The organism is Streptomyces sp. ISL-100, assembly GCF_018614615.1.
Classification (GTDB): Bacteria; Actinomycetota; Actinomycetes; order Streptomycetales; family Streptomycetaceae; genus Streptomyces.
Window position 1 is genome coordinate 1 of sequence record NZ_JAGGOK010000125.1, and the last position, 18,862, is coordinate 18,862.

At 67.3% G+C, this 18,862-nt stretch carries 16 protein-coding genes and 2 tRNA genes; 11 read left to right on the forward strand and 7 right to left on the reverse strand.

Features of this window, described 5'->3' with window-relative positions; genetic code table 11:
- Positions 1–12 precede the first annotated feature (12 nt).
- Entirely contained in the window at positions 13–1,467 is a 1,455-nt protein-coding gene (locus J7E89_RS38215; protein ID WP_214980813.1) for an amino acid permease, read from the reverse strand.
- Positions 1,468–1,637: 170 nt separating this feature from the next.
- Here J7E89_RS38215 and J7E89_RS38220 point away from each other — a divergent pair, with 170 nt between their 5' ends.
- Both J7E89_RS38220 and J7E89_RS38225 read left to right on the forward strand, forming a co-directional pair.
- Positions 1,638–2,126, forward strand: coding sequence for a ribose-5-phosphate isomerase (locus tag J7E89_RS38220; protein WP_214980815.1), 489 nt, complete (start codon positions 1,638–1,640; stop codon positions 2,124–2,126).
- 79 nt (positions 2,127–2,205) lie between these two features.
- Positions 2,206–3,021, forward strand: a complete 816-nt coding sequence (locus tag J7E89_RS38225) for an Fpg/Nei family DNA glycosylase (RefSeq protein WP_214980817.1) — start codon at positions 2,206–2,208, stop codon at positions 3,019–3,021.
- Positions 3,022–3,267: 246 nt separating this feature from the next.
- Here the strand turns inward: J7E89_RS38225 and J7E89_RS38230 are convergent, their stop codons facing one another.
- A complete protein-coding gene (locus J7E89_RS38230; protein WP_214980819.1) occupies positions 3,268–4,500 on the reverse strand; it encodes a GNAT family N-acetyltransferase in 1,233 nt (410 codons plus the stop codon).
- Between the two features lie 106 nt (positions 4,501–4,606).
- Between J7E89_RS38230 and J7E89_RS38235 the strand changes: the two genes are divergently transcribed.
- Both J7E89_RS38235 and J7E89_RS38240 read left to right on the forward strand, forming a co-directional pair.
- Positions 4,607–5,752: a PP2C family protein-serine/threonine phosphatase gene (locus tag J7E89_RS38235; protein ID WP_214980821.1), complete on the forward strand. Its 1,146-nt coding sequence runs from the start codon at positions 4,607–4,609 to the stop codon at positions 5,750–5,752.
- Between the two features lie 73 nt (positions 5,753–5,825).
- Complete coding sequence (locus tag J7E89_RS38240) at positions 5,826–6,296, forward strand: HD domain-containing protein (protein ID WP_214980823.1); 471 nt, start codon at positions 5,826–5,828, stop codon at positions 6,294–6,296.
- Here J7E89_RS38240 and J7E89_RS38245 read toward each other — a convergent pair.
- The gene (locus tag J7E89_RS38245; RefSeq protein WP_214980825.1) at positions 6,293–7,513 is read right to left on the reverse strand and encodes an acyltransferase family protein; all 1,221 of its coding nucleotides are present in this window, start codon (positions 7,511–7,513) and stop codon (positions 6,293–6,295) included. The two genes, J7E89_RS38240 and J7E89_RS38245, sit on opposite strands and share 4 nt — an antisense overlap.
- A gap of 516 nt (positions 7,514–8,029) precedes the next feature.
- Here J7E89_RS38245 and J7E89_RS38250 point away from each other — a divergent pair.
- The gene (locus J7E89_RS38250; protein WP_214980827.1) at positions 8,030–8,224 is read left to right on the forward strand and encodes a hypothetical protein; all 195 of its coding nucleotides are present in this window, start codon (positions 8,030–8,032) and stop codon (positions 8,222–8,224) included.
- Positions 8,225–8,347: 123 nt separating this feature from the next.
- Here the strand turns inward: J7E89_RS38250 and J7E89_RS38255 are convergent.
- Positions 8,348–8,421 (reverse strand) — tRNA-Gly (locus J7E89_RS38255).
- 138 nt (positions 8,422–8,559) lie between these two features.
- Here J7E89_RS38255 and J7E89_RS38260 point away from each other — a divergent pair.
- The 5 genes from J7E89_RS38260 (at position 8,560) to clpX (ending at position 13,255) form a co-directional block, all read left to right on the forward strand.
- Positions 8,560–8,636, forward strand: a tRNA-Pro gene (locus J7E89_RS38260).
- A gap of 207 nt (positions 8,637–8,843) precedes the next feature.
- On the forward strand, positions 8,844–10,238 hold the full coding sequence (gene tig, locus J7E89_RS38265; protein ID WP_214980829.1) for a trigger factor: 1,395 nt from the start codon (positions 8,844–8,846) through the stop codon (positions 10,236–10,238).
- A 249-nt stretch (positions 10,239–10,487) separates the two neighbouring features.
- Entirely contained in the window at positions 10,488–11,093 is a 606-nt protein-coding gene (locus J7E89_RS38270) for an ATP-dependent Clp protease proteolytic subunit (protein WP_069928763.1), read from the forward strand.
- 43 nt (positions 11,094–11,136) lie between these two features.
- The gene (locus tag J7E89_RS38275) at positions 11,137–11,808 is read left to right on the forward strand and encodes an ATP-dependent Clp protease proteolytic subunit (RefSeq protein WP_285439341.1); all 672 of its coding nucleotides are present in this window, start codon (positions 11,137–11,139) and stop codon (positions 11,806–11,808) included.
- 151 nt (positions 11,809–11,959) lie between these two features.
- Entirely contained in the window at positions 11,960–13,255 is a 1,296-nt protein-coding gene (gene clpX / locus J7E89_RS38280; protein WP_069928765.1) for an ATP-dependent Clp protease ATP-binding subunit ClpX, read from the forward strand.
- 816 nt (positions 13,256–14,071) lie between these two features.
- On the opposite strand, the gene J7E89_RS38285 is transcribed toward clpX, so the two are convergent.
- Positions 14,072–15,040, reverse strand: coding sequence for a hypothetical protein (locus J7E89_RS38285; protein WP_214980831.1), 969 nt, complete (start codon positions 15,038–15,040; stop codon positions 14,072–14,074).
- A 136-nt stretch (positions 15,041–15,176) separates the two neighbouring features.
- On the opposite strand from J7E89_RS38285, the gene J7E89_RS38290 reads away from it, so the two are divergent.
- Positions 15,177–17,801 carry a valine--tRNA ligase gene (locus tag J7E89_RS38290; RefSeq protein WP_214980840.1) on the forward strand — a complete coding sequence of 875 codons (2,625 nt, stop codon included), beginning with the start codon at positions 15,177–15,179 and terminating at the stop codon, positions 17,799–17,801.
- 65 nt (positions 17,802–17,866) lie between these two features.
- Here J7E89_RS38290 and J7E89_RS38295 read toward each other — a convergent pair whose 3' ends face one another.
- Positions 17,867–18,559, reverse strand: a complete 693-nt coding sequence (locus J7E89_RS38295; RefSeq protein ID WP_308315741.1) for a transposase family protein — start codon at positions 18,557–18,559, stop codon at positions 17,867–17,869.
- A 44-nt stretch (positions 18,560–18,603) separates the two neighbouring features.
- On the reverse strand, positions 18,604–18,798 hold the full coding sequence (locus J7E89_RS38300; protein WP_214980843.1) for an AlpA family transcriptional regulator: 195 nt from the start codon (positions 18,796–18,798) through the stop codon (positions 18,604–18,606).
- Between the last annotated feature and the right edge of the window lie 64 nt (positions 18,799–18,862).

An 18,862-nucleotide genomic window follows, 5' to 3' on the forward strand; every position in this document is an offset into this window, starting at 1 on the left:
TTCACGAGCCTTCTAGCCGACCGAGTCCTCGACGACGCTCGCGTCCCGGCCGCGCCGCAGCTTCTCGCGGATGAACGCGATGCCGACGACCACGGCCGCCACCAGCAGCGACAGCAGCACCTGCTCGCGCGCGGCGTTGTCGAACGCCATGTACACAATGACGAACGTGATCATCGCGGCGGTCGCCCACGTGAGGTACGGGAAGAGCCACATCTTCACGATGAGCTTCTCCGGCGCCTCGCGCAGGATGATCCCGCGCATCCGCAGCTGCGTGAAGCAGATGACCAGCCACACGAACAGCGCCACAGCGCCCGACGAGTTCAGCAGGAACGCGAACACCGTGTCGGGCCACTTGTAGTTGAAGAAGACGGCGACGAACCCAAAGGCGACGGACGACAGGATCGCTGCCGTCGGTACGCCCTTGTCGCTCGTACGGGCGAACGACTTCGGCGCGTCACCGCGCTGGCCGAGCGAGAACGCCATGCGGGAGGCGGTGTAGAGCCCGGAGTTCAGGCACGACAGCACAGCGGTCAGCACGATGACGTTCATGATCTGACCGGCGTGCGGAATCCCGATGGAGTTAAGAGCGGCGACGTACGACCCGTCCTTCAGGATCGACTTGTCGTTCCACGGCAGCAGCGTCAGCACCACGAAGATCGAACCGAGGTAGAAGACGCCGATACGCCAGATCACGCTGTTCGTGGCCTTGGTGACGGCCCGCTGCGGGTCCGACGACTCGCCGGCCGCCAGCGTGACGATCTCGCTGCCCATGAACGAGAAGACGACCATGAGCACACCGGTCAGGATCGCACCGGGCCCGTGCGGGAAGAACCCGCCGCTGTCCGTCAGATGCGCGAATCCCGTACCGGGGTTGTCGGAGCCCGGCAGCACCCCAAAAACGGCCAGCAGACCGATGACGACGAACCCGCCGATAGCGACGACCTTGATCCCGGCGAACCAGAACTCGAACTCGCCGTACGACGAGACAGACACCAGGTTCGTGGCGGTCAGCACGACCATCACGATCAGCGCCCAGCCCCACTGCGGTACGGCCGGTATCCACCCCTCAAGGATCTTCGCGCCGGCAGTCGCCTCGACCGCGAGCACCACGACCCAGAAGAACCAGTAGAGCCAGCCGATGGAGAATCCGGCCCAGCGCCCCAGGGCCCGGTCGGCGTACGCCGAGAAGGAACCCGACGTCGGGTTGGCGGCCGCCATCTCGCCGAGCATCCTCATCACGAAGACGACGAGGGCACCCACGAGGGTGTACGACAGCAGAATCGCCGGGCCGGCGGCAGCGATGCCGCCGCTCGATCCCACAAACAGGCCGGCGCCGATGACGCCGCCAATGGCAATCATTGACAAATGGCGGTTTTTGAGACCGGCCTGGAGACCGTCGGACGACTGCGGATTCCCTGGTTCTAGGGAGTTTCCGCCTGCCTTCTCAAGGGTCGGCTGCGCGCTCATGCACAATCCTTAGCTTCTCGGGTCACTCGGGTTACGAGCCCCCGCATTCAAACTGGAAGTTACGCGGGACGGAAGACCCGATTCCGGATCGTTGTACGAAATCCGAAGGAAGCGCCGCCGACCTCACCCCGGCGACAGCTACCCGACCGCTCGCGTGCCACACTCGTGCCATGCGCGTGTACCTCGGTTCCGACCATGCCGGATACGAACTCAAGAACCATCTCGTCGAGTGGCTGAAGGCCCATGGGCACGAGCCCGTCGACTGTGGCCCCCACATCTACGACGCCCTCGACGACTACCCGCCGTTCTGCCTGCGTGCCGCGGAGAGGACCGCCGCGGATTCGGACAGCCTGGGCATCGTGATCGGCGGCTCCGGCAACGGCGAGCAGATCGCCGCGAACAAGGTCAAGGGCGTACGCGCCGCGCTGGCCTGGAGCGAGCAGACGGCGGCGCTCGGCCGTGAGCACAACGACGCCAACGTGATCTCGATCGGCGGCCGGATGCACTCGCAGGACGAGGCGACGAAGTTCGTAGAGATCTTCCTCTCCACCCCCTACTCGGGCGAAGAGCGCCATCAGCGCCGCATCGACATGCTGGCGTCCTACGAGCAGACCGGCGGCCTCCCCCCGATCCCGGCCCACCACCCCCAGCAGCCGTAGCAACCCTCATCGCCGGAGATGGGCTCCCTGAGAGCCCCTCCGGCGATTTGACGACCGCCCGCCCAGGAGACGCACACCCATGCCCGAGGGGCACACCATCCACCGCCTCGCGGACGACCACCGCGCCCGCTTCGTAGGCGGACCGGTACGCGTCACGAGCCCCCAGGGCAAGTTCACGGACAGCGCGGCCCTCCTCGACGGCACACCCCTCACCACCTCAGAGGCCCACGGCAAGCACCTCTTCCTGGGCTTCGAGGACACCGGCTGGATCCACATCCACCTGGGCCTCTTCGGGAAACTGGGCTTCGGCAGCGCAACCCCCGCCCCACCACCCCCCACGGACACAGTCCGCCTGCGCCTCCTGAACGCGAACCACTACGCAGACCTCCGCGGCCCCACCACCTGCGCCCTGATCACCGACGGCGAGAAGCAGGCGATACACGACCGCCTGGGCCCGGACCCACTGCGCCCGGACGCCGCCTCCGACAAGGCCTGGCAGCGCGTCTCCCGCAGCCGCACCACCGTCGCGGCGCTCCTGATGGACCAAAAAATCATCGCGGGCGTCGGCAACGTCTACCGCGCCGAAGTCCTCTTCCGCCACGGCATCGACCCGTACCGAACCGGTAAGGACCTGACCCGCGGCGAGTGGGACGCGATGTGGGCCGACCTGACGACCCTCATGCGCGAGGGCGTACGCAACAACCGCATCGACACGGTCCGCCCCGAGCACATGCCGGAAGCGATGGGCCGCCCGCCCCGCGTCGACGACCACGGCGGCGAGGTCTACGTCTACCGCAGGGCGAACATGCCCTGCCACATCTGTGGCGGCGAGATCCGCACCGCCGGTCTCGCCGCCCGCAACCTTTTCTGGTGCCCCACCTGCCAGACCCGCTGAGCCGGCCGCGCCCACCGCGGAACATCACGGCACCGACCCCAGCGCCTGCCTGGCCGCACGGCCGCCCGGCTGCACGCTCGCGGTGCCTGGAGGGGACGTACCGGGGCGCTCCCCGCAGGGTGTCGAACGCAACGAGCCCGAATACAAAAACCCGTACCCGAACGTTCGGCACCCGAGGAGACGCCCCGGCGCGGGACCGACCCCAAGGCCCCCGCTCCCCGCTCCCCGCCTAAAGCCGAGCCCCCCTCAGAACCCGTGCGGAAGCCAAGGCGCGACCCGGGCCCCGAACGCCACCGAAGCCTCCCCCAGCGCCCCCGGCCGCAACTCCCGCACCCGCCCCGCCGCCGCCAGCGAAGCCAGCCCGACTCCACCCAAGTACGCCGCGCCCAACTCCCGTACGGACAAGGCAAGATCCGCAGCCTCATCCGTCCGCTTGCAAGACGCACCCCCCTTCGCATCACCCGTCAACCGCCAACGCCCCTCATTCCAGGGGCAGAACGCGTCAGCCACTTCCAACACCACATCCACCGGCGCCTGATACGCCCGAGCCTCCAGCGCCGCCCCCACCTCCACCAGCCGCACGTACAGCGAATCCCGCAGCCGTACGTCGCACCGCCGGATGTCGGAGACAAGGTGCTGCCAGGGGTCGTCCACAGGCCGGTTCCGCATCCGGATCTTCGACGTCAGATCAACGTCGAACAAGAAACGCCACAGCGCCGCGTACGCCGCCGGATCAAGCGCCTCCAGGTCCCGTAGCACGACCGTGCCGTCGGACCCGGCCCACTTCCACTCCGGCTTGAACTGAAACCGCGCGTACCCCACCACATCCCCCGCTCGCTCGGCCAGCACACACCGCAGCGGCGACGCACCCTCGCGGTCGCTCTCCGGATCGAGCAGCGGCATCCGCTCCCAGTGCGGCCGGCGCGCGAGCATCCCGGGCCGCCCCGGCACGTTCCGCGCGTACACGGCCTCGCAGGCGTCCCGCGCGTCGGCCGGCGTCGCGAACCTGAGCCGTACGTCGTCCGTCCCCGCCGGCACCGCCAGCCGCACCCGCGCAGTGTCGATCTCGGCTGACAGCTGCTGCGTGGCGGCGCCGTAGCCGAAGCGGCCGTATATCGCGGGTTCCGAAGCGGTCAGCAGCGCAATAGATTCGCCCCACTCCCGTACGTCGTCGAGCTGTCGCCGCATCATCGAGGTCAACACCCCGCGCCGCCGGTGCGTAGTAGCGACACTCACCAGACTCACGCCCGCCGCAGGGACGAGCGCGCCCCCCGGCACGGACAGCCGAAAAGAGAAGGCCGAAGCAGTCCCCACACACTGATCGTCGTCCCAGACGCCCACGCTCCGGGCCGGCTCCGTCACGGCGCGGTCAAACTCCCGCTCCTCCGCGCTTTCCGCCACACCCCCGAAGGCGAGTTCGACCGCCTCGAACCAGACGTCCCACTCACTCGTTCGCAACACCCGTAATTCGGTGGTCATATGCCATGCCTACCAGGCCTCCGGCATTGGGGCGACCCGATTTCGAACACAATGTCACAGGGGTCCCCCTGCGGAGCACAGCCGAGGATAGATAGGGTCCACCGCAATGGCAGCTGGAGTGGGAACCGAATCGCTCTCGGCACGGACGCGCAAGTCGGCGTACCGGGCCCGTATCGCGCTGCGCAAATCCGGCGTCGACTACTTCCGGGGCGACGGCTCGGACTGGATCGCCCTCGCGGGCCTGATGCTGACGGTCCCGGCGATCGTCGGCGGCACGATCGCCTCGCCGGTCTGGTGCGCGCCGGCCATGCTGGTCCTGCCGATCGTGGCCGGCGGCCTGCTGCTGCGCCCGGCCAGCCTGCTCGGGCTGTACGCCGCGGCCGCGACCGGACTGATCGTCGAGTCGATCGTGCTCGGCCCGTACACGCAGGGCCCCGCCACTGTCACGCCCGGCACGGTGCTCACGGTCGCCGCCTGCGGCTTCTTCGGCCTGATCATCGCCCAGTTCCGGGCCAGGGTCGGCGTCCCGTGGCGACGCGGCGGCACGATGCTCTTCGACCTGCGCGAACGCATCCGGGTACAGAGCGCACTGCCCCGCCTCCCGAAGCACTGGCACAGCGAAATGGCACTGCGCCCGGCCGGCGGCCAGTCCTTCTCCGGCGACTTCGTGGTCGCGGCCCGCACGAACGGCGGCCGCACCCTCGAAGTGGTCCTCACCGACGTATCCGGCAAGGGCATGGACGCGGCGTCCCGCGCACTCCTCCTCTCCGGCGCGTTCGGCGGCCTCCTGGGCTCCCTCCCGCCGCACGGCTTCCTCCCCGCCGCAAACGGCTACCTCCTGCGCCAGGACTGGGACGAGGGCTTCGCGACCTCCATCCACCTGGTCCTGGACCTGGATTCCGGCGACTACGAGCTCCTGTCGGCGGGCCACCTCCCTGCGCTCCAGCTCCACGCGGGGAGTGGCCGCTGGGAGGAGAAGTCCGGCGAGGGCCCGCTGCTCGGCGTGTACGACGGCGCCCAGTTCGACTCGTGCAAGGGCTCCCTGGCGCCCGGCGACGTACTGATGCTGTTCACGGACGGCCTGGTGGAGGCGTCGGGCCGGGACATCGCGGAAGGAATCGACCGCCTGACGGGCGAGGCCGACCGCTACGTGTCCTGCGGTTTCGAGGGCGCGGCGTGGCACCTGATCGAAGCGGTGGCCAAGGACGTCAACGACGACCGTGCACTGCTCCTGATCTGCCACGACGCGTAACCGGGAAGGGCCTGGGAACGCCGCCCGAATAGGGGCCGTACAAGGTCCGCACACCGTCCGTACAGTCGGGACCATGCCGAACATGACTCTCGCCGAGGTTGAAGCCGTCGCCCGGGCAGCGCACGCCGCGCAGACCGACAAGGCGGGCCGCCCGTACGCCGAACACCTCGCTGCCGTAGCCGAGGGCGTACGCGCGCGGGGAGGCAGCGAAGAGCAGATCGCCGCGGCCTGGCTGCACGACTCGGTGGAGGACGACGCCCTGTCGGCGGACTGGCTGGCGGCGGCCGAACTGCCGCAGTCCACGAAGGACATGGTGCTCGCGGTGACCAAGCGCCCGGGGGAGGACCTTCGCGCGTACACCCGGCGCATCCTCGCGACGCCAGGCGCGCGCCTGGTCAAGGAGGCGGACCTCGCACACAACGCGGACCCCGGCCGTCTCGCCGTACTCGACGAGGCGACCAGGGTCCGTCTCACGCTCAAATACGCGGAGGTACACCGTCTCCTGGGACTGGAACCCGGGCCCGGGACCACCGCTGCCCCCTAGGAGGCCTTGCCCACCTTGCCCGCGAAACGGCGCTCCCGCTGCCGGGCGTTTTCGACCGGATCGCGACGGAAGGCCCACTTCATCTCGGGCTCCATCGCCCAGCGGAACATCCGCCGTACGAACGGAGTGCAGAGCAGCGTGACCGCGACGGCGATCGCGACGGTCACGAGGATCTCGCCGAGCGGCGTGGAGAGCCAGGCGTACGTCTCGAACAGGTCCGCGTAGCCGGCGCCCTTCACGAGGAAGCCGTGCAGCAGATAGCCGCCGAGCGTGCCGGCGCCCAGCACCGTGAACCACATCGTGCGGCCCGGGACCCAGGCCAGGAAGCAGGCCGTCAGGACCAGCGAGCACCCGAAGAGCGCGAAGGTCATGACGACCCCGGCCCACCAGGGAGCGCCGATCTGCTGCGAGGCGCTGCTGTGGTAGAACCACCCGAGCCCGAGGCGGGGGGCGGCCCAGTACGCGAAGACCAGGGTGCAGAGCACGACGGGGAGGGCCAGCAGCCGGACCTCGCGCCGCCGCACCATCCGGAAGTGCTCCGGCTTCAGCAGCAGACCCAGCACGAAGTACGGCAGGAACTGCAGCACGCGCTGGAGGTTGAGGTCGTCCCCGATGTTGGGGGTTACGGAGGCGAGTACGGCGATGGCGAGTGCGACCGGCAGGGGATGGCGGAGCGACTGCCAGAGCGGGGTGGTCAGCCGCCAGACGAACAAGGCGATCAGGAACCAGGTCAGGTACCAGGGATCGAGCAGGCTGATGGACTGGTCGGGGTCGTCGGCCCACCGTTTGAAGAGGGTATAAGCGGTCTCAAAGATCACATACGGTACGGCGACGCCCGTGACCAGGCGCTGGATCTTCTTGCGGCTCATGTCGAAGCCGCGGGAGAAGTAGCCGGAGATGATGATGAACGCCGGCATGTGGAAGCTGTAGACGACCATGTACAGCGCGCGGGTGGCGCGGCTGCCGTCCATCACGGGCTCCCACATGTGCGCCATGGCCACGAAGACGATCGCCAGGTACTTGGCGTTGTCGAAGAACGCGTCGCGCTGCTTCGGGGCGGGGGCGGGGGTGGGGACGGGTGCGGCGGGCGTGGGGACTGCTTCGGCCCCGGACCGGGGGGTGGGGGTCGCGGCGGTCCGTGCAAGGGGTGTTTGGGGCTCCTGCTCCCGGGCCGGGGGGAGCGGGGCCCTCTGATATCCGTGCGGAGCGTGAAACATCTGAGGCACCCTAGCGTCGCCGGACGGATTCCGTAAAACCTCGTTCTCGACTCTCTGCTATTCGTGTGAGTACCCCGTGGACAGAGAAGTCGACATAGCCATGGGTCTTTATGGCGCGGCTCACATCTTCACCCCCGTATGGGGTAACTCATCCCGATTAAATGGTGCATATCGCCAGCGGGTGACTCTGGTGATATTTCCCGTTCATTGCAGCTTTGTCGACCGCCGGCGTGTGGCTGTCCACGCAATTCGAATTTCCTGCGAACAAGATGTGTGGATAGCGAAACGATCACGCCTATTAACTCTCGCGCGGGGCAGTCCAATTCAGCGGCGAGTATGTGCGCCGCCCGCGCCCCGGGGTGTGCGCCGGATCTGCCGACGGCGCGAACCGGTCACCAACGTTCCGTCACCCGGCAGCCACCAGTGGTGAGTTGGTGGCACGATGGTGCCTGCGGGAGTGCGCTGGGCCTTGCACTCCCGGGCCGGCAAGGCGGACCGACCAAAGGTGTGATCAGTGTGGCCATTTCACTGTCTGTGGTGCTTCTGTTGGCGATCATCCTGGTGGTGTTGATCCGCGGGGGTTCGATCAAGGCGGGACCGGCGGTGGTGGCCGTGCTCTTCGGCTTCTTCCTTGCGTCCACCGGCATGGCGCCGTCGATCAATCGTTTTCTGGATTCCCTGGCGGACACCATCAACCAGATCACCTTCTGAGGGCGGCGTCCGCGAGCCACAAGCGGCCGGCGTCGCCACTCGGGCGGCGCGGCTCGGGCGGCGCGGCCCAGGAAATGCCGCCGGCCCGACCGGTGACGTATCACCGAGCCGGGCCGGAGGCTGTGGAGCGGGCGACGGGAATCGAACCCGCGTAGCTAGTTTGGAAGACTAGGGCTCTACCATTGAGCTACGCCCGCACATACGCACCGCCGGTCACGTGACCGCGGCACGAAGAGCATCGTAGCGGGTCCCTGGCCTTCGGCGCACACCCGATAGGCCCCTGGTAAACCGGCGGCCGTACCGTCCGCGGGCATGTACCCTACGTGTCGCACCGACGGGGTGTGGCGCAGCTTGGTAGCGCGTCCGCTTTGGGAGCGGAAGGTCGTCGGTTCGAATCCGGCCACCCCGACCATCACCAGCATCATCAGCACCGCCATCGGTGTCACCAGAAGCGTGATCCCGTGTGATCTCGACCAAGATCGCATTGTGGGAGTCTTCCTGCTTGCCGTTACTATGCAAACTCGTGCCCGTGTGTCTGATGTGCCGGGCTCGATCGGCGAAGCCGCCTCCCGCGCGGCCCAGCAGAACCCCAGAAGTCAGCCCCCAAGGAGACCGAACCGTGAAGAGCGCCGTGGAGACCCTGAACCCGACCCGGGTTCGGCTCAGCATTGAGGTGCCCTTCGAGGAGCTCAAGGACAGCCTCGACGCGGCGTACAAGAAGATCAACCAGCAGGTCACGGTGAAGGGCTTCCGTAAGGGCAAGATCCCGAACCGAGTCATCGACCAGCGGTTCGGCCGTGGTGCTGTGCTGGAGGAGGCCGTCAACGACGCCCTCCCGAAGTTCTACACCGAGGCTGTCAACGAGGGTGAGCTGAATGTCCTCGGTCAGCCCGAGGTCGACATCACCGAGCTGAAGGACGGCGAGCTGCTCTCCTTCACCGCCGAGGTCGACATCCGCCCGACGATCGAGATCCCGGACTACTCCGGCATCGAGGTCGAGGTCGACGCGGTCGAGGTCAGCGACGAGGACGTCGACAAGGCCGTCGAGGAGCTGCGTGCGCGCTTCGCCTCCACGAACCCGGTCGAGCGTGCCGCCGCCGACGGCGACGTCGTGACGATCGACCTCGAGGCCAAGGTCGACGGCGAGGTCCTTGAGGACGGAGTCGCCGAGGGTGTCTCGTACACCATCGGTTCCGGCGAGCTCCTCGAAGGCATCGACGAGGCCGTGACCGGCCTGGAGGCCGGTGGCGAGGCCACCTTCACCTCCTCGCTCAAGGGCGGCAGCGCCGAGGGCAAGGAGGCCGAGGTCACCGTCAAGGTCACCCAGGTCGCCGCCCGCGAGCTGCCCGAGCTGGACGACGACTTCGCGCAGATGGCCAGCGAGTTCGACACTCTTGACGAGCTCAAGGCCGACAGCCGCAAGCGCCTCGAGAACATGAAGCAGTACGACCAGGCCACGCAGGCCCAGGAGCGCGTCCTGGAGAAGCTGCTGGAGCTGGTCGAGGTCCCGATCCCCGAGAAGCTGCTCGAGGACGAGGTCAAGACCCGTAAGCACAACCTGGAGCACCACCAGCTCGGCCAGATGGGCCTGGACATCGAGAAGTACCTCGAGATCCAGGGCAAGTCGGCCGAGGAGTTCGACGCCGAGCTGCGCGAGCAGGCGGTCAAGGGCATCAAGACGCAGTTCGTCCTGGACGAGCTCGTCAACAAGGAGAAGCTGAACGTCAACCAGGAGGAGCTCACCGAGCACCTCATGCGGCGCGCGCAGTCCTCCGGCATGAGCCCCGACCAGTTCGCCCAGGCCGTCGTCGAGGGTGGCCAGGTGCCGATGCTCGTCGGCGAGGTCGCCCGCGGCAAGGCCCTTGCTGTTGTCGTCGAGGCCGCGAAGGTCACCGACACCAACGGTGAGGCTGTCGAGCTCGAGGACGAGGAAGACGAGGCGGCCGAGGCTGCTGAGGCTTCCGCCGAGTCGGACTCCGAGGCCAAGGCCGAGGAGAAGACGACCGAGGCCTGAGCTTCGATCGATCTGATCTGATCTGCGAGGACGGGCCCGGACGCATCACGCGTCCGGGCCCGTCGTCGTACGTCGGTGCGGCCACGTACCTTGCGCTCCCAGCGAACAGTTCGGGAAGCGGGATGGCGTTGTCCTACCTGCGCGTTAGGGTCCATGAAGAGGAGAGTGGGGAGTCCCCGCCCTCCGGTACGAAGACGCTGAGACGGCCGAAGCCGTCAGAGACGAGCAGGTGTATACGTGACGAATCTGATGCCGTACGCCGCGGGTGAGCCGTCCATCGGTGGAGGCCTCGGCGACCAGGTCTACAACCGGCTGCTCGGCGAGCGGATCATCTTCCTCGGCCAGCAGGTCGACGATGACATCGCCAACAAGATCACAGCGCAGTTGCTCCTCCTTGCCGCCGACCCGGACAAGGACATCTACCTCTACATCAACAGCCCCGGTGGCTCGGTGACGGCGGGCATGGCGGTCTACGACACCATGCAGTACATCCCGAACGACGTCGTCACCATCGGCATGGGCCTGGCGGCCTCGATGGGCCAGTTCCTGCTGACCGGTGGCGCCGCGGGCAAGCGCTTCGCGCTCCCCAACACCGACATCCTGATGCACCAGGGCTCGGCCGGCCTCGGCGGCACCGCCTCGGACATCAAGATCCAGGCCGAGCAGCTGCTGCGTACGAAGAAGCGCATGGCGGAAATCACCGCCCGGCACTCCGGCCAGACCGTCGAGACGATCATCCGTGATGGTGACCGCGACCGCTGGTACTCGGCGGAAGAGGCCGTGGAGTACGGCCTCATCGACGAGATCATCAGCTCCGCCTCGGGCGTTCCGGGCGGCGGCGGTACCGGGGCCTGATCCCCGCAGCCGAGCCTCCCCCAGCCCACCGAACGCCACCAGGATGGTGAAAACCCACATGAACGACTTCTCCGCGAGCGGCCTCTACACCGGCCCGCAGGTGGACAACCGCTACATCGTGCCGCGCTTCGTCGAGCGCACCTCGCAGGGCGTGCGTGAGTACGACCCGTACGCGAAGCTCTTCGAGGAGCGCGTGATCTTCCTCGGTGTGCAGATCGACGACGCCTCGGCCAACGACGTCATGGCGCAGTTGCTGTGCCTGGAGTCGATGGACCCGGACCGCGACATCTCCATCTACATCAACAGCCCCGGCGGCTCGTTCACGGCTCTCACGGCCATCTACGACACGATGCAGTTCGTGAAGCCGGACATTCAGACGGTCTGCATGGGCCAGGCGGCCTCCGCCGCGGCCGTGCTGCTCGCCGCCGGTACGCCGGGCAAGCGCATGGCACTGCCCAACGCGCGGGTGCTGATCCACCAGCCGTCCTCGCAGACCGGCCGTGAGCAGCTCTCCGACCTGGAGATCGCGGCCCAGGAGATCCTCCGCATGCGCTCGCAGCTGGAGGAGATGCTGGCGAAGCACTCCACGACGCCGATCGAGAAGATCCGCGACGACATCGAGCGCGACAAGATCCTGACGGCCGAGGACTCCCTTGCGTACGGTCTGATCGACCAGATCGTGTCCACCCGCAAGAACGCGCCAGTGGGCGCCTGACGGGTGGCAGTCCACCCCTTGGCACGGTCGGGCACATCAATGTGAACCGTGCCAAGGGGGGCCCGAACGGGGGGCCAGGCAAGGTACCGTCGGATATGAGGCACCAGGAGACGCTGAACGTGGCGTCTCCCAGGCGAAGGGGAAGCACCTCGTGGCACGCATCGGTGATGGCGGCGACCTGCTCAAGTGCTCGTTCTGTGGCAAGAGCCAGAAGCAGGTGAAGAAGCTCATCGCAGGTCCCGGTGTGTACATCTGCGACGAGTGCATCGACCTCTGCAACGAGATCATCGAGGAGGAGCTCGCAGAGACCTCCGAGGTGCGGTGGGAGGAACTCCCCAAGCCGCGGGAGATCTACGAATTCCTCGAGGGGTACGTAGTCGGCCAGGAGCCCGCCAAGAAGGCGCTCTCGGTGGCGGTATACAACCACTACAAGCGCGTTCAGGCCGGCGAGAACGCGGGCAGCGGCTCGGGCCGCGACGACGCGATCGAACTGGCCAAGTCCAACATCCTCCTGCTGGGCCCCACCGGCTCCGGCAAGACCCTCCTCGCGCAGACCCTCGCCCGCATGCTGAACGTCCCGTTCGCGATCGCGGACGCGACGGCGCTGACGGAGGCCGGGTATGTCGGCGAGGACGTCGAGAACATCCTCCTGAAGCTGATCCAGGCGGCCGACTACGACGTCAAGAAGGCCGAGACGGGGATCATCTACATCGACGAGATCGACAAGGTCGCCCGCAAGAGCGAGAACCCGTCGATCACGCGCGACGTATCGGGCGAAGGCGTCCAGCAGGCGCTGCTCAAGATCCTTGAGGGCACGACGGCGTCGGTCCCGCCGCAGGGCGGCCGAAAGCATCCGCACCAGGAGTTCATCCAGATCGACACGACGAACGTGCTCTTCATCGTGGGCGGCGCGTTCGCCGGCCTCGAGAAGATCATCGAGTCGCGGGCGGGCGCGAAGGGCATCGGCTTCGGTGCGACGATCCGCTCGAAGCGGGAGATCGAGGCGAGCGACCAGTTCCAGGAGGTCATGCCGGAGGACCTGGTGAAGTTCGGGATGATCCCCGAGTTCATCGGCCGCCTGCCCGTCCTCACCTCGGTCCACAACCTTGACCGCGAGGCGCTCCTCCAGATCCTGGTCGAGCCCCGCAACGCGCTGGTCAAGCAGTACGAGCGGCTCTTCGAACTCGACGGCGTGGAGCTGGAGTTCGAGCGCGAGGCGCTGGAAGCGATCGCGGACCAGGCGATCCTCCGCCAGACGGGCGCGCGCGGCTTGCGCGCCATCATGGAGGAGGTCCTGATGTCGGTGATGTACGAGGTCCCGTCCCGCAAGGACGTGGCCCGCGTCGTCATCACAGCGGACGTGGTCCACAACAACGTCAACCCGACCCTGGTCCCGCGCGAGCCGAGGATCATCAAGAACGACGGCCGCCACGAGAAGTCCGCGTAGCGGTACGCGTTACGTTTGCGAGAGGGGCCCGGTCGTGCGACCGGGCCCCTCTCGCCTTGGGTCAGACCGATCCCAGGTGGCGGTCGAGCGATGCCCGGGAACGCTGACATCAGAATGTCACGATCACGTCGCTGGCGCATCGGAGCGCTCCATGAAGGACGACGACGATACGTGAAGCCCGGCAGCATTCTGACCCACGGCGGAAATGATGCTGGGGAAACGAGCCTCACCCCGGGAGGCTCAACAATGACGCGCTCTCAGTGCCGAAGGTGATGGGCGTGATGCTGGGGGGCGTCAATGCTCTGGGAGTGGGTGCGGGCTCGCACACAAAGATCAGGCCACTATCCCTCTGGCCCTTGGAGCCGCACGCGACCGTGTGTTCCAATCGATCTTGACCAGGTTATTCAGCGAAGTGAAAATGGGGAGAGACCGCACGATGCGATCGAAGGTTCAACGTGTGTTCGCCGCTGCGTTTGTAGTTGCGGCGGCAGGTGCCGTTCCGCTGGTTGCAGCCGCACCGGCCGAGGCCAGCTCTGCCCAGTGTCAGAGCTACTTGAAGGGCCAAGGGTATGTAGTCGGACCGAAGGTGAAGGCTGCGTGTGCCCATGGCTCCCCCGGTATCGATTACAGCATATGCACCGGACAGCTTGTGATGATAGGTGTTCGAAGTGACGATGCGGGCTATGCGTGCGCCCGCGCTTGATGCCTTAGGTCGCAAGCCCTACGACCCATCCGAGTGGAATTGGGCCACATAGGCTTCTGAAGGGGCGCCCCGCCAGTCCAACTGGCGGGGCGCCCCTTTGCGTTGGGTGCGGGCTACTTGATCTCGACGCGCACTTCGTTGCGGACCTTGGCCGCTGTGGCGGCCGCCTCCTCCATGGACTTGCCCTTACCGAGGAGGGTGGACGCGTCGGCCTGCGTGGCGGTGCCGACGGTGCTGTGGTCGGCCCACAGACAGGTGGGAACGCGGATGCCGCCGCCGCTGACGCCCGCGGAGGCAGAGGCTCCGGGGCTGGACATCTTCGCCATCCGGCACTTCATCACGCCGTCCTCGAACCCGTCAGGAGTGAAGGCCTCCGGTTCCCCGACGAACTCGACCTTCATGCCCGTGTTCTGGCCCGCCGAGGAGTCCTTCTCCTGCTTCTCGAACATCGCGTCGATGACGGCTTCGGGGTCCTCGATCTCGCCCCAGACGCCGCTGAAGTACAGCTGCGTGGCGGTCGCCCCCTCACCGGACTTGTAGCTGGCGCCCTCCTGCTTGGCGTTGGAGATGCCCAGTGCTTCCATCTCCGCGGCATCCTTGGCGGGCAGACCGCCGCTCGCAGCGCCGCCCGCAGTGGCGTCCTTCTTGTACTCGCCCAGGAGCGTTTCCGGCGCGGCCAGCTTGTACTTCTTGCCGTCGTCGGCGACCGTGCTGCCGCCGCGCTGCGTCGCGAAGTACGCGCCGCCCGCGATCACGGCCAGCACCACGATCACCACGCCCACGATCAGACCCGTCTTCTTCTTCGGGGCTGGCGGGGGCATCGGGACCATGACGCCGGGGTACTGGGGCTGCTGGCCGTAGGGGCCCGGGTGCTGGGGCTGGCCGTACGGGGGCTGCTGCTGGCCCGGCGGGTAACCGTAGCCCTGGGGCGGCGGGGCCTGCTGGGGGTAGCCGTAGCCGGGCTGGCCCTGCGGTGGCTGCTGGGGCTGGCCGTACGGGTTCGGCTGGCCCTGCGGCTGCTGGCCGTAGGGGCCGGGCTGCTGGGGCTGCTGGCCGTACGGGCCCGGCTGGTTGTAGCTCATGGACTGGGTTCCCCTCCAGATACTTATGCGTTACGAACATCCTGGCGGAACCCCCGGCATCCAAGGGCGGCGGGGCCCTCACCGTTACCAAGAATCCGGTTTCGGTACGGGGCTGTGACGCCCGTAAACTGAGCCCGTGACCGAGAACTCTCAGCAGCAGCCAGCCGCCCCCGCCCCCGAACTGCCGACCCAGTACGCGCCGGCCGAGGTAGAGGGGAAGCTGTACGAGCGCTGGGTAGAACGCGGTTACTTCGAAGCCGACGAGAAAAGCGACAAAGAGCCGTACACCATCGTCATCCCGCCGCCGAACGTGACGGGATCACTCCACCTGGGGCACGCCTTCGAGCACACGCTGATCGACGCCCTTACGCGCCGCAAGCGCATGCAGGGTTACGAGACGCTCTGGCAGCCGGGCATGGACCACGCCGGCATCGCCACGCAGAACGTCGTCGAGCGTGAGCTCGCCAAGGAGGGCAAGTCCCGCCACGACCTGGGCCGCGAGGCGTTCGTCGAGCGCGTCTGGCAGTGGAAGGCCGAGTCCGGTGGTCAGATCTCCGGCCAGATGAAGCGCCTCGGTGACGGTGTCGCGTGGTCGCGCGAGCGCTTCACCATGGACGAGGGTCTGTCCAAGGCCGTCCAGACCATCTTCAAGAAGCTGTACGACGACGAGCTGATCTACCGCGCCGAGCGCATCATCAACTGGTGCCCCCGCTGTCTGACCGCCATTTCCGACATCGAGGTCGAGTACCAGGAGGACGACGGCGAGCTCGTCTCCATCCGGTACGGCTCGGGGGACAGCGAGATCGTCGTCGCGACGACCCGCGCCGAGACGATGCTCGGTGACACCGCCGTCGCCGTCCACCCCGACGACGAGCGGTACGCCCACCTCGTCGGCACCGAGATCGAGCTGCCGCTCACCGGCCGCCGTATCCCGGTCGTCGCCGACGAGCACGTCGACCCCGAGTTCGGCACGGGCGCCGTCAAGGTGACGCCCGCGCATGACCCGAACGACTTCGAGATCGGGCAGAGGCACGGCCTGCCCAATCTCGCTGTGATGGACGAGCGCGCGGTTATTACCGCTCACGGTCCCTTCCAGGGCCTCGACCGCCTGGAGGCGCGCAGCGCCATCGTCGCCGCTCTGCGGGCCGACGGCCGGATCGTCGCCGAGAAGCGTCCGTACGTCCACCAGGTCGGGCACTGCTCCCGCTGCAAGACGACCATCGAGCCGCGCCTGTCCCTCCAGTGGTGGGTCAAGGTTGGTCCGCTGGCGAAGGAGGCCGGCGACGCCGTCCGCGACGGCCGGGTCAAGATCCACCCGAAGGAGATGGAGCCCCGTTACTTCGGCTGGGTCGACAACCTCCGCGACTGGTGCATTTCGCGCCAGCTGTGGTGGGGCCACCGGATTCCGGTCTGGTACGGCCCGAACGGCGAGATCGTCTGCGTCGGTCCCGACGACGAGGCGCCGACCGGCGAGGGCTGGCACCAGGACACGGACGTCCTGGACACCTGGTTCTCCTCCGGCCTGTGGCCGTTCTCCACGCTCGGCTGGCCCGAACAGACCCCGAGCGTCGAGAAGTTCTACCCGAACTCGGTTCTGGTCACCGGCTACGACATCCTCTTCTTCTGGGTCGCCCGGATGATGATGTTCGGCCTGTACGCGATGGACGGCACCCCGCCGTTCCACACCATCGCCCTGCACGGCATGGTCCGCGACCAGTTCGGCAAGAAGATGTCGAAGTCCTTCGGCAACGCGGTCAACCCGCTGGACTGGATGGACGAGTACGGCTCCGACGCGGTCCGCTTCACCCTCGCGCGCGGCGCCAACCCGGGCGTGGACGTCCCGATCGGTGAGGACTGGGTCCAGGGATCCCGCAACTTCGCCAACAAGATCTGGAACGCCACCCGCTTCGCGCTGATGAACGGCGCGACGGTCGAGGGCGAACTGCCGCCCGTCGAGCAGCTGTCGGCTGCCGACCGGTGGATCCTGTCGCGGCTCAACGCGACGGTGGCCGAGGTCGACGCGTACTACGAGGACTACCAGTTCGCGAAGTTGTCGGACTCGCTGTTCCACTTCGCGTGGGACGAGGTCTTCGACTGGTACGTCGAGCTCTCCAAGACCACCTTCTTCGCGGGCGGCGAGCCCGCCAAGGTCTCCGGCCGAGTCCTTGGCGAGGTTCTCGACGTGACGCTGCGTCTGCTCCACCCGGTCGTCCCCTTCGTCACCGAGACGCTGTGGACCACGCTCACCGGCAAGGAGTCGCTTGTCATCGCCGAGTGGCCCAAGGACTCCGGATTCCGTGACGACGCCGCCGAGAAGGAGATCGCGCTCGTCCAGCAGGTCGTCACCGAGGTCCGCCGCTTCCGCTCCGACCAGGGCCTCCAGCCCGGACAGAAGGTCCCGGCCGAGCTGACCCTGGACGGTACGGCGCTGGCGCCGCACGAGGCGGCCATCCGTCAGCTGCTGCGCCTCCAGCCGGCCGGCCCGGACTTCCACGCCACCGCGTCCCTGCCGGTCGCGGGCGCGAAGGTCGCCCTCGACCTGTCGGGCACGATCGACGTCGAGGCGGAGCGCAAGCGCCTGGCGAAGGACCTCGCGGCGGCCGAGAAGGAGAAGGCACAGGCGACCGGCAAGCTCGGCAACGAGGCGTTCCTGGCCAAGGCCCCGGACAACGTGGTCGACAAGATCCGCGGGCGGCTCGCCAAGGCCGAGGCGGACATCGAGCGGATCACCGCGCAGCTGGCGGCCCTGCCGGAGAAGTAGGACCGTACGGTACGACGATGCTGAGGGCCCCCGCGCGAGCTGCGCGGGGGCCCTCAGCTTCGTGACTAGGACTTGATCCGTAAATCATGCGTGGTCGATCTTGAGGTTGTGGAGTGCGGCCACGGCGCGGCTGGTCTGATTGATCGTGTCGCCGCGTCGGCGGTCTGGCGTAGTACTTGGTAGTCCTTGAGGCGGGCGATGCCGTGTTCAGCCCGCGCCTGCCTTTTGGCGAACGGCTTGCTCTTGTTGTGGCTGGTGATGACCTCGGGCGCGCTGCGGTATGCACCGTCTCCGATGGCCAGGCGGTGTCCGGCGACCTGCTCGGCCATGGTGGCTCGGAAGACGATGATGTCGTTGCGGTTGCCTGGCCAAGCGTCACCTACGGCCATGACGCGCCGGTCGCGGGCGCGGAAGGTGAACTGGACGTTCACCGAGCGCCGGTAGTTCTTCGACTTCGCCGTCTTAGTCTGGTCGTGCAGGGGGATGAGGGTGCCGTCCACGACCCACAGCTCTGACCGGCGGTCGTCGGACGGGTCGAGGAGCTGGGCGATCAACGGTGTGAGCCGGTCGATGATGCGGTGCACGGTCGCGACGCCGACGCCGAAGAGGTCGGAGAGTTGACGGTTGGTGAGGTTGGTGCGCCATGCGATGGCGGCCAACAGGACGCGGTTGTCCAGCAGAAGACCGGGAGGCCGGTCCAGTGCAGGAGGGATCGTGGTCGCAGACTGGTTACGTTGATCTTTGACACGAACGGACAGAACAACGCATTAGGTCAACTACTTCCCATTCGGGAAAAGGTCAGTTAATCTCCGCGCTTCGGGTGGGCTTCCCGCCACGCGTCCAGTCGGTCAACCGGCCACAGGGGGGTGCGCCCGACGTAGACGGGGGCGGGGAAGTCGGCGCGACTGCTGTTGAGGTTGTAGACGTGCTGCACGGTGACCTTGAGTCGCTGCGCTGCCTGCTTCGCGTCTTCGTATCCAGGAATCTTAATAGCCATAGACCCCATTCTACCTCGGCTATCATAGCTGAACTACTCACGTAACGTGTCGTATGTCAGCTAA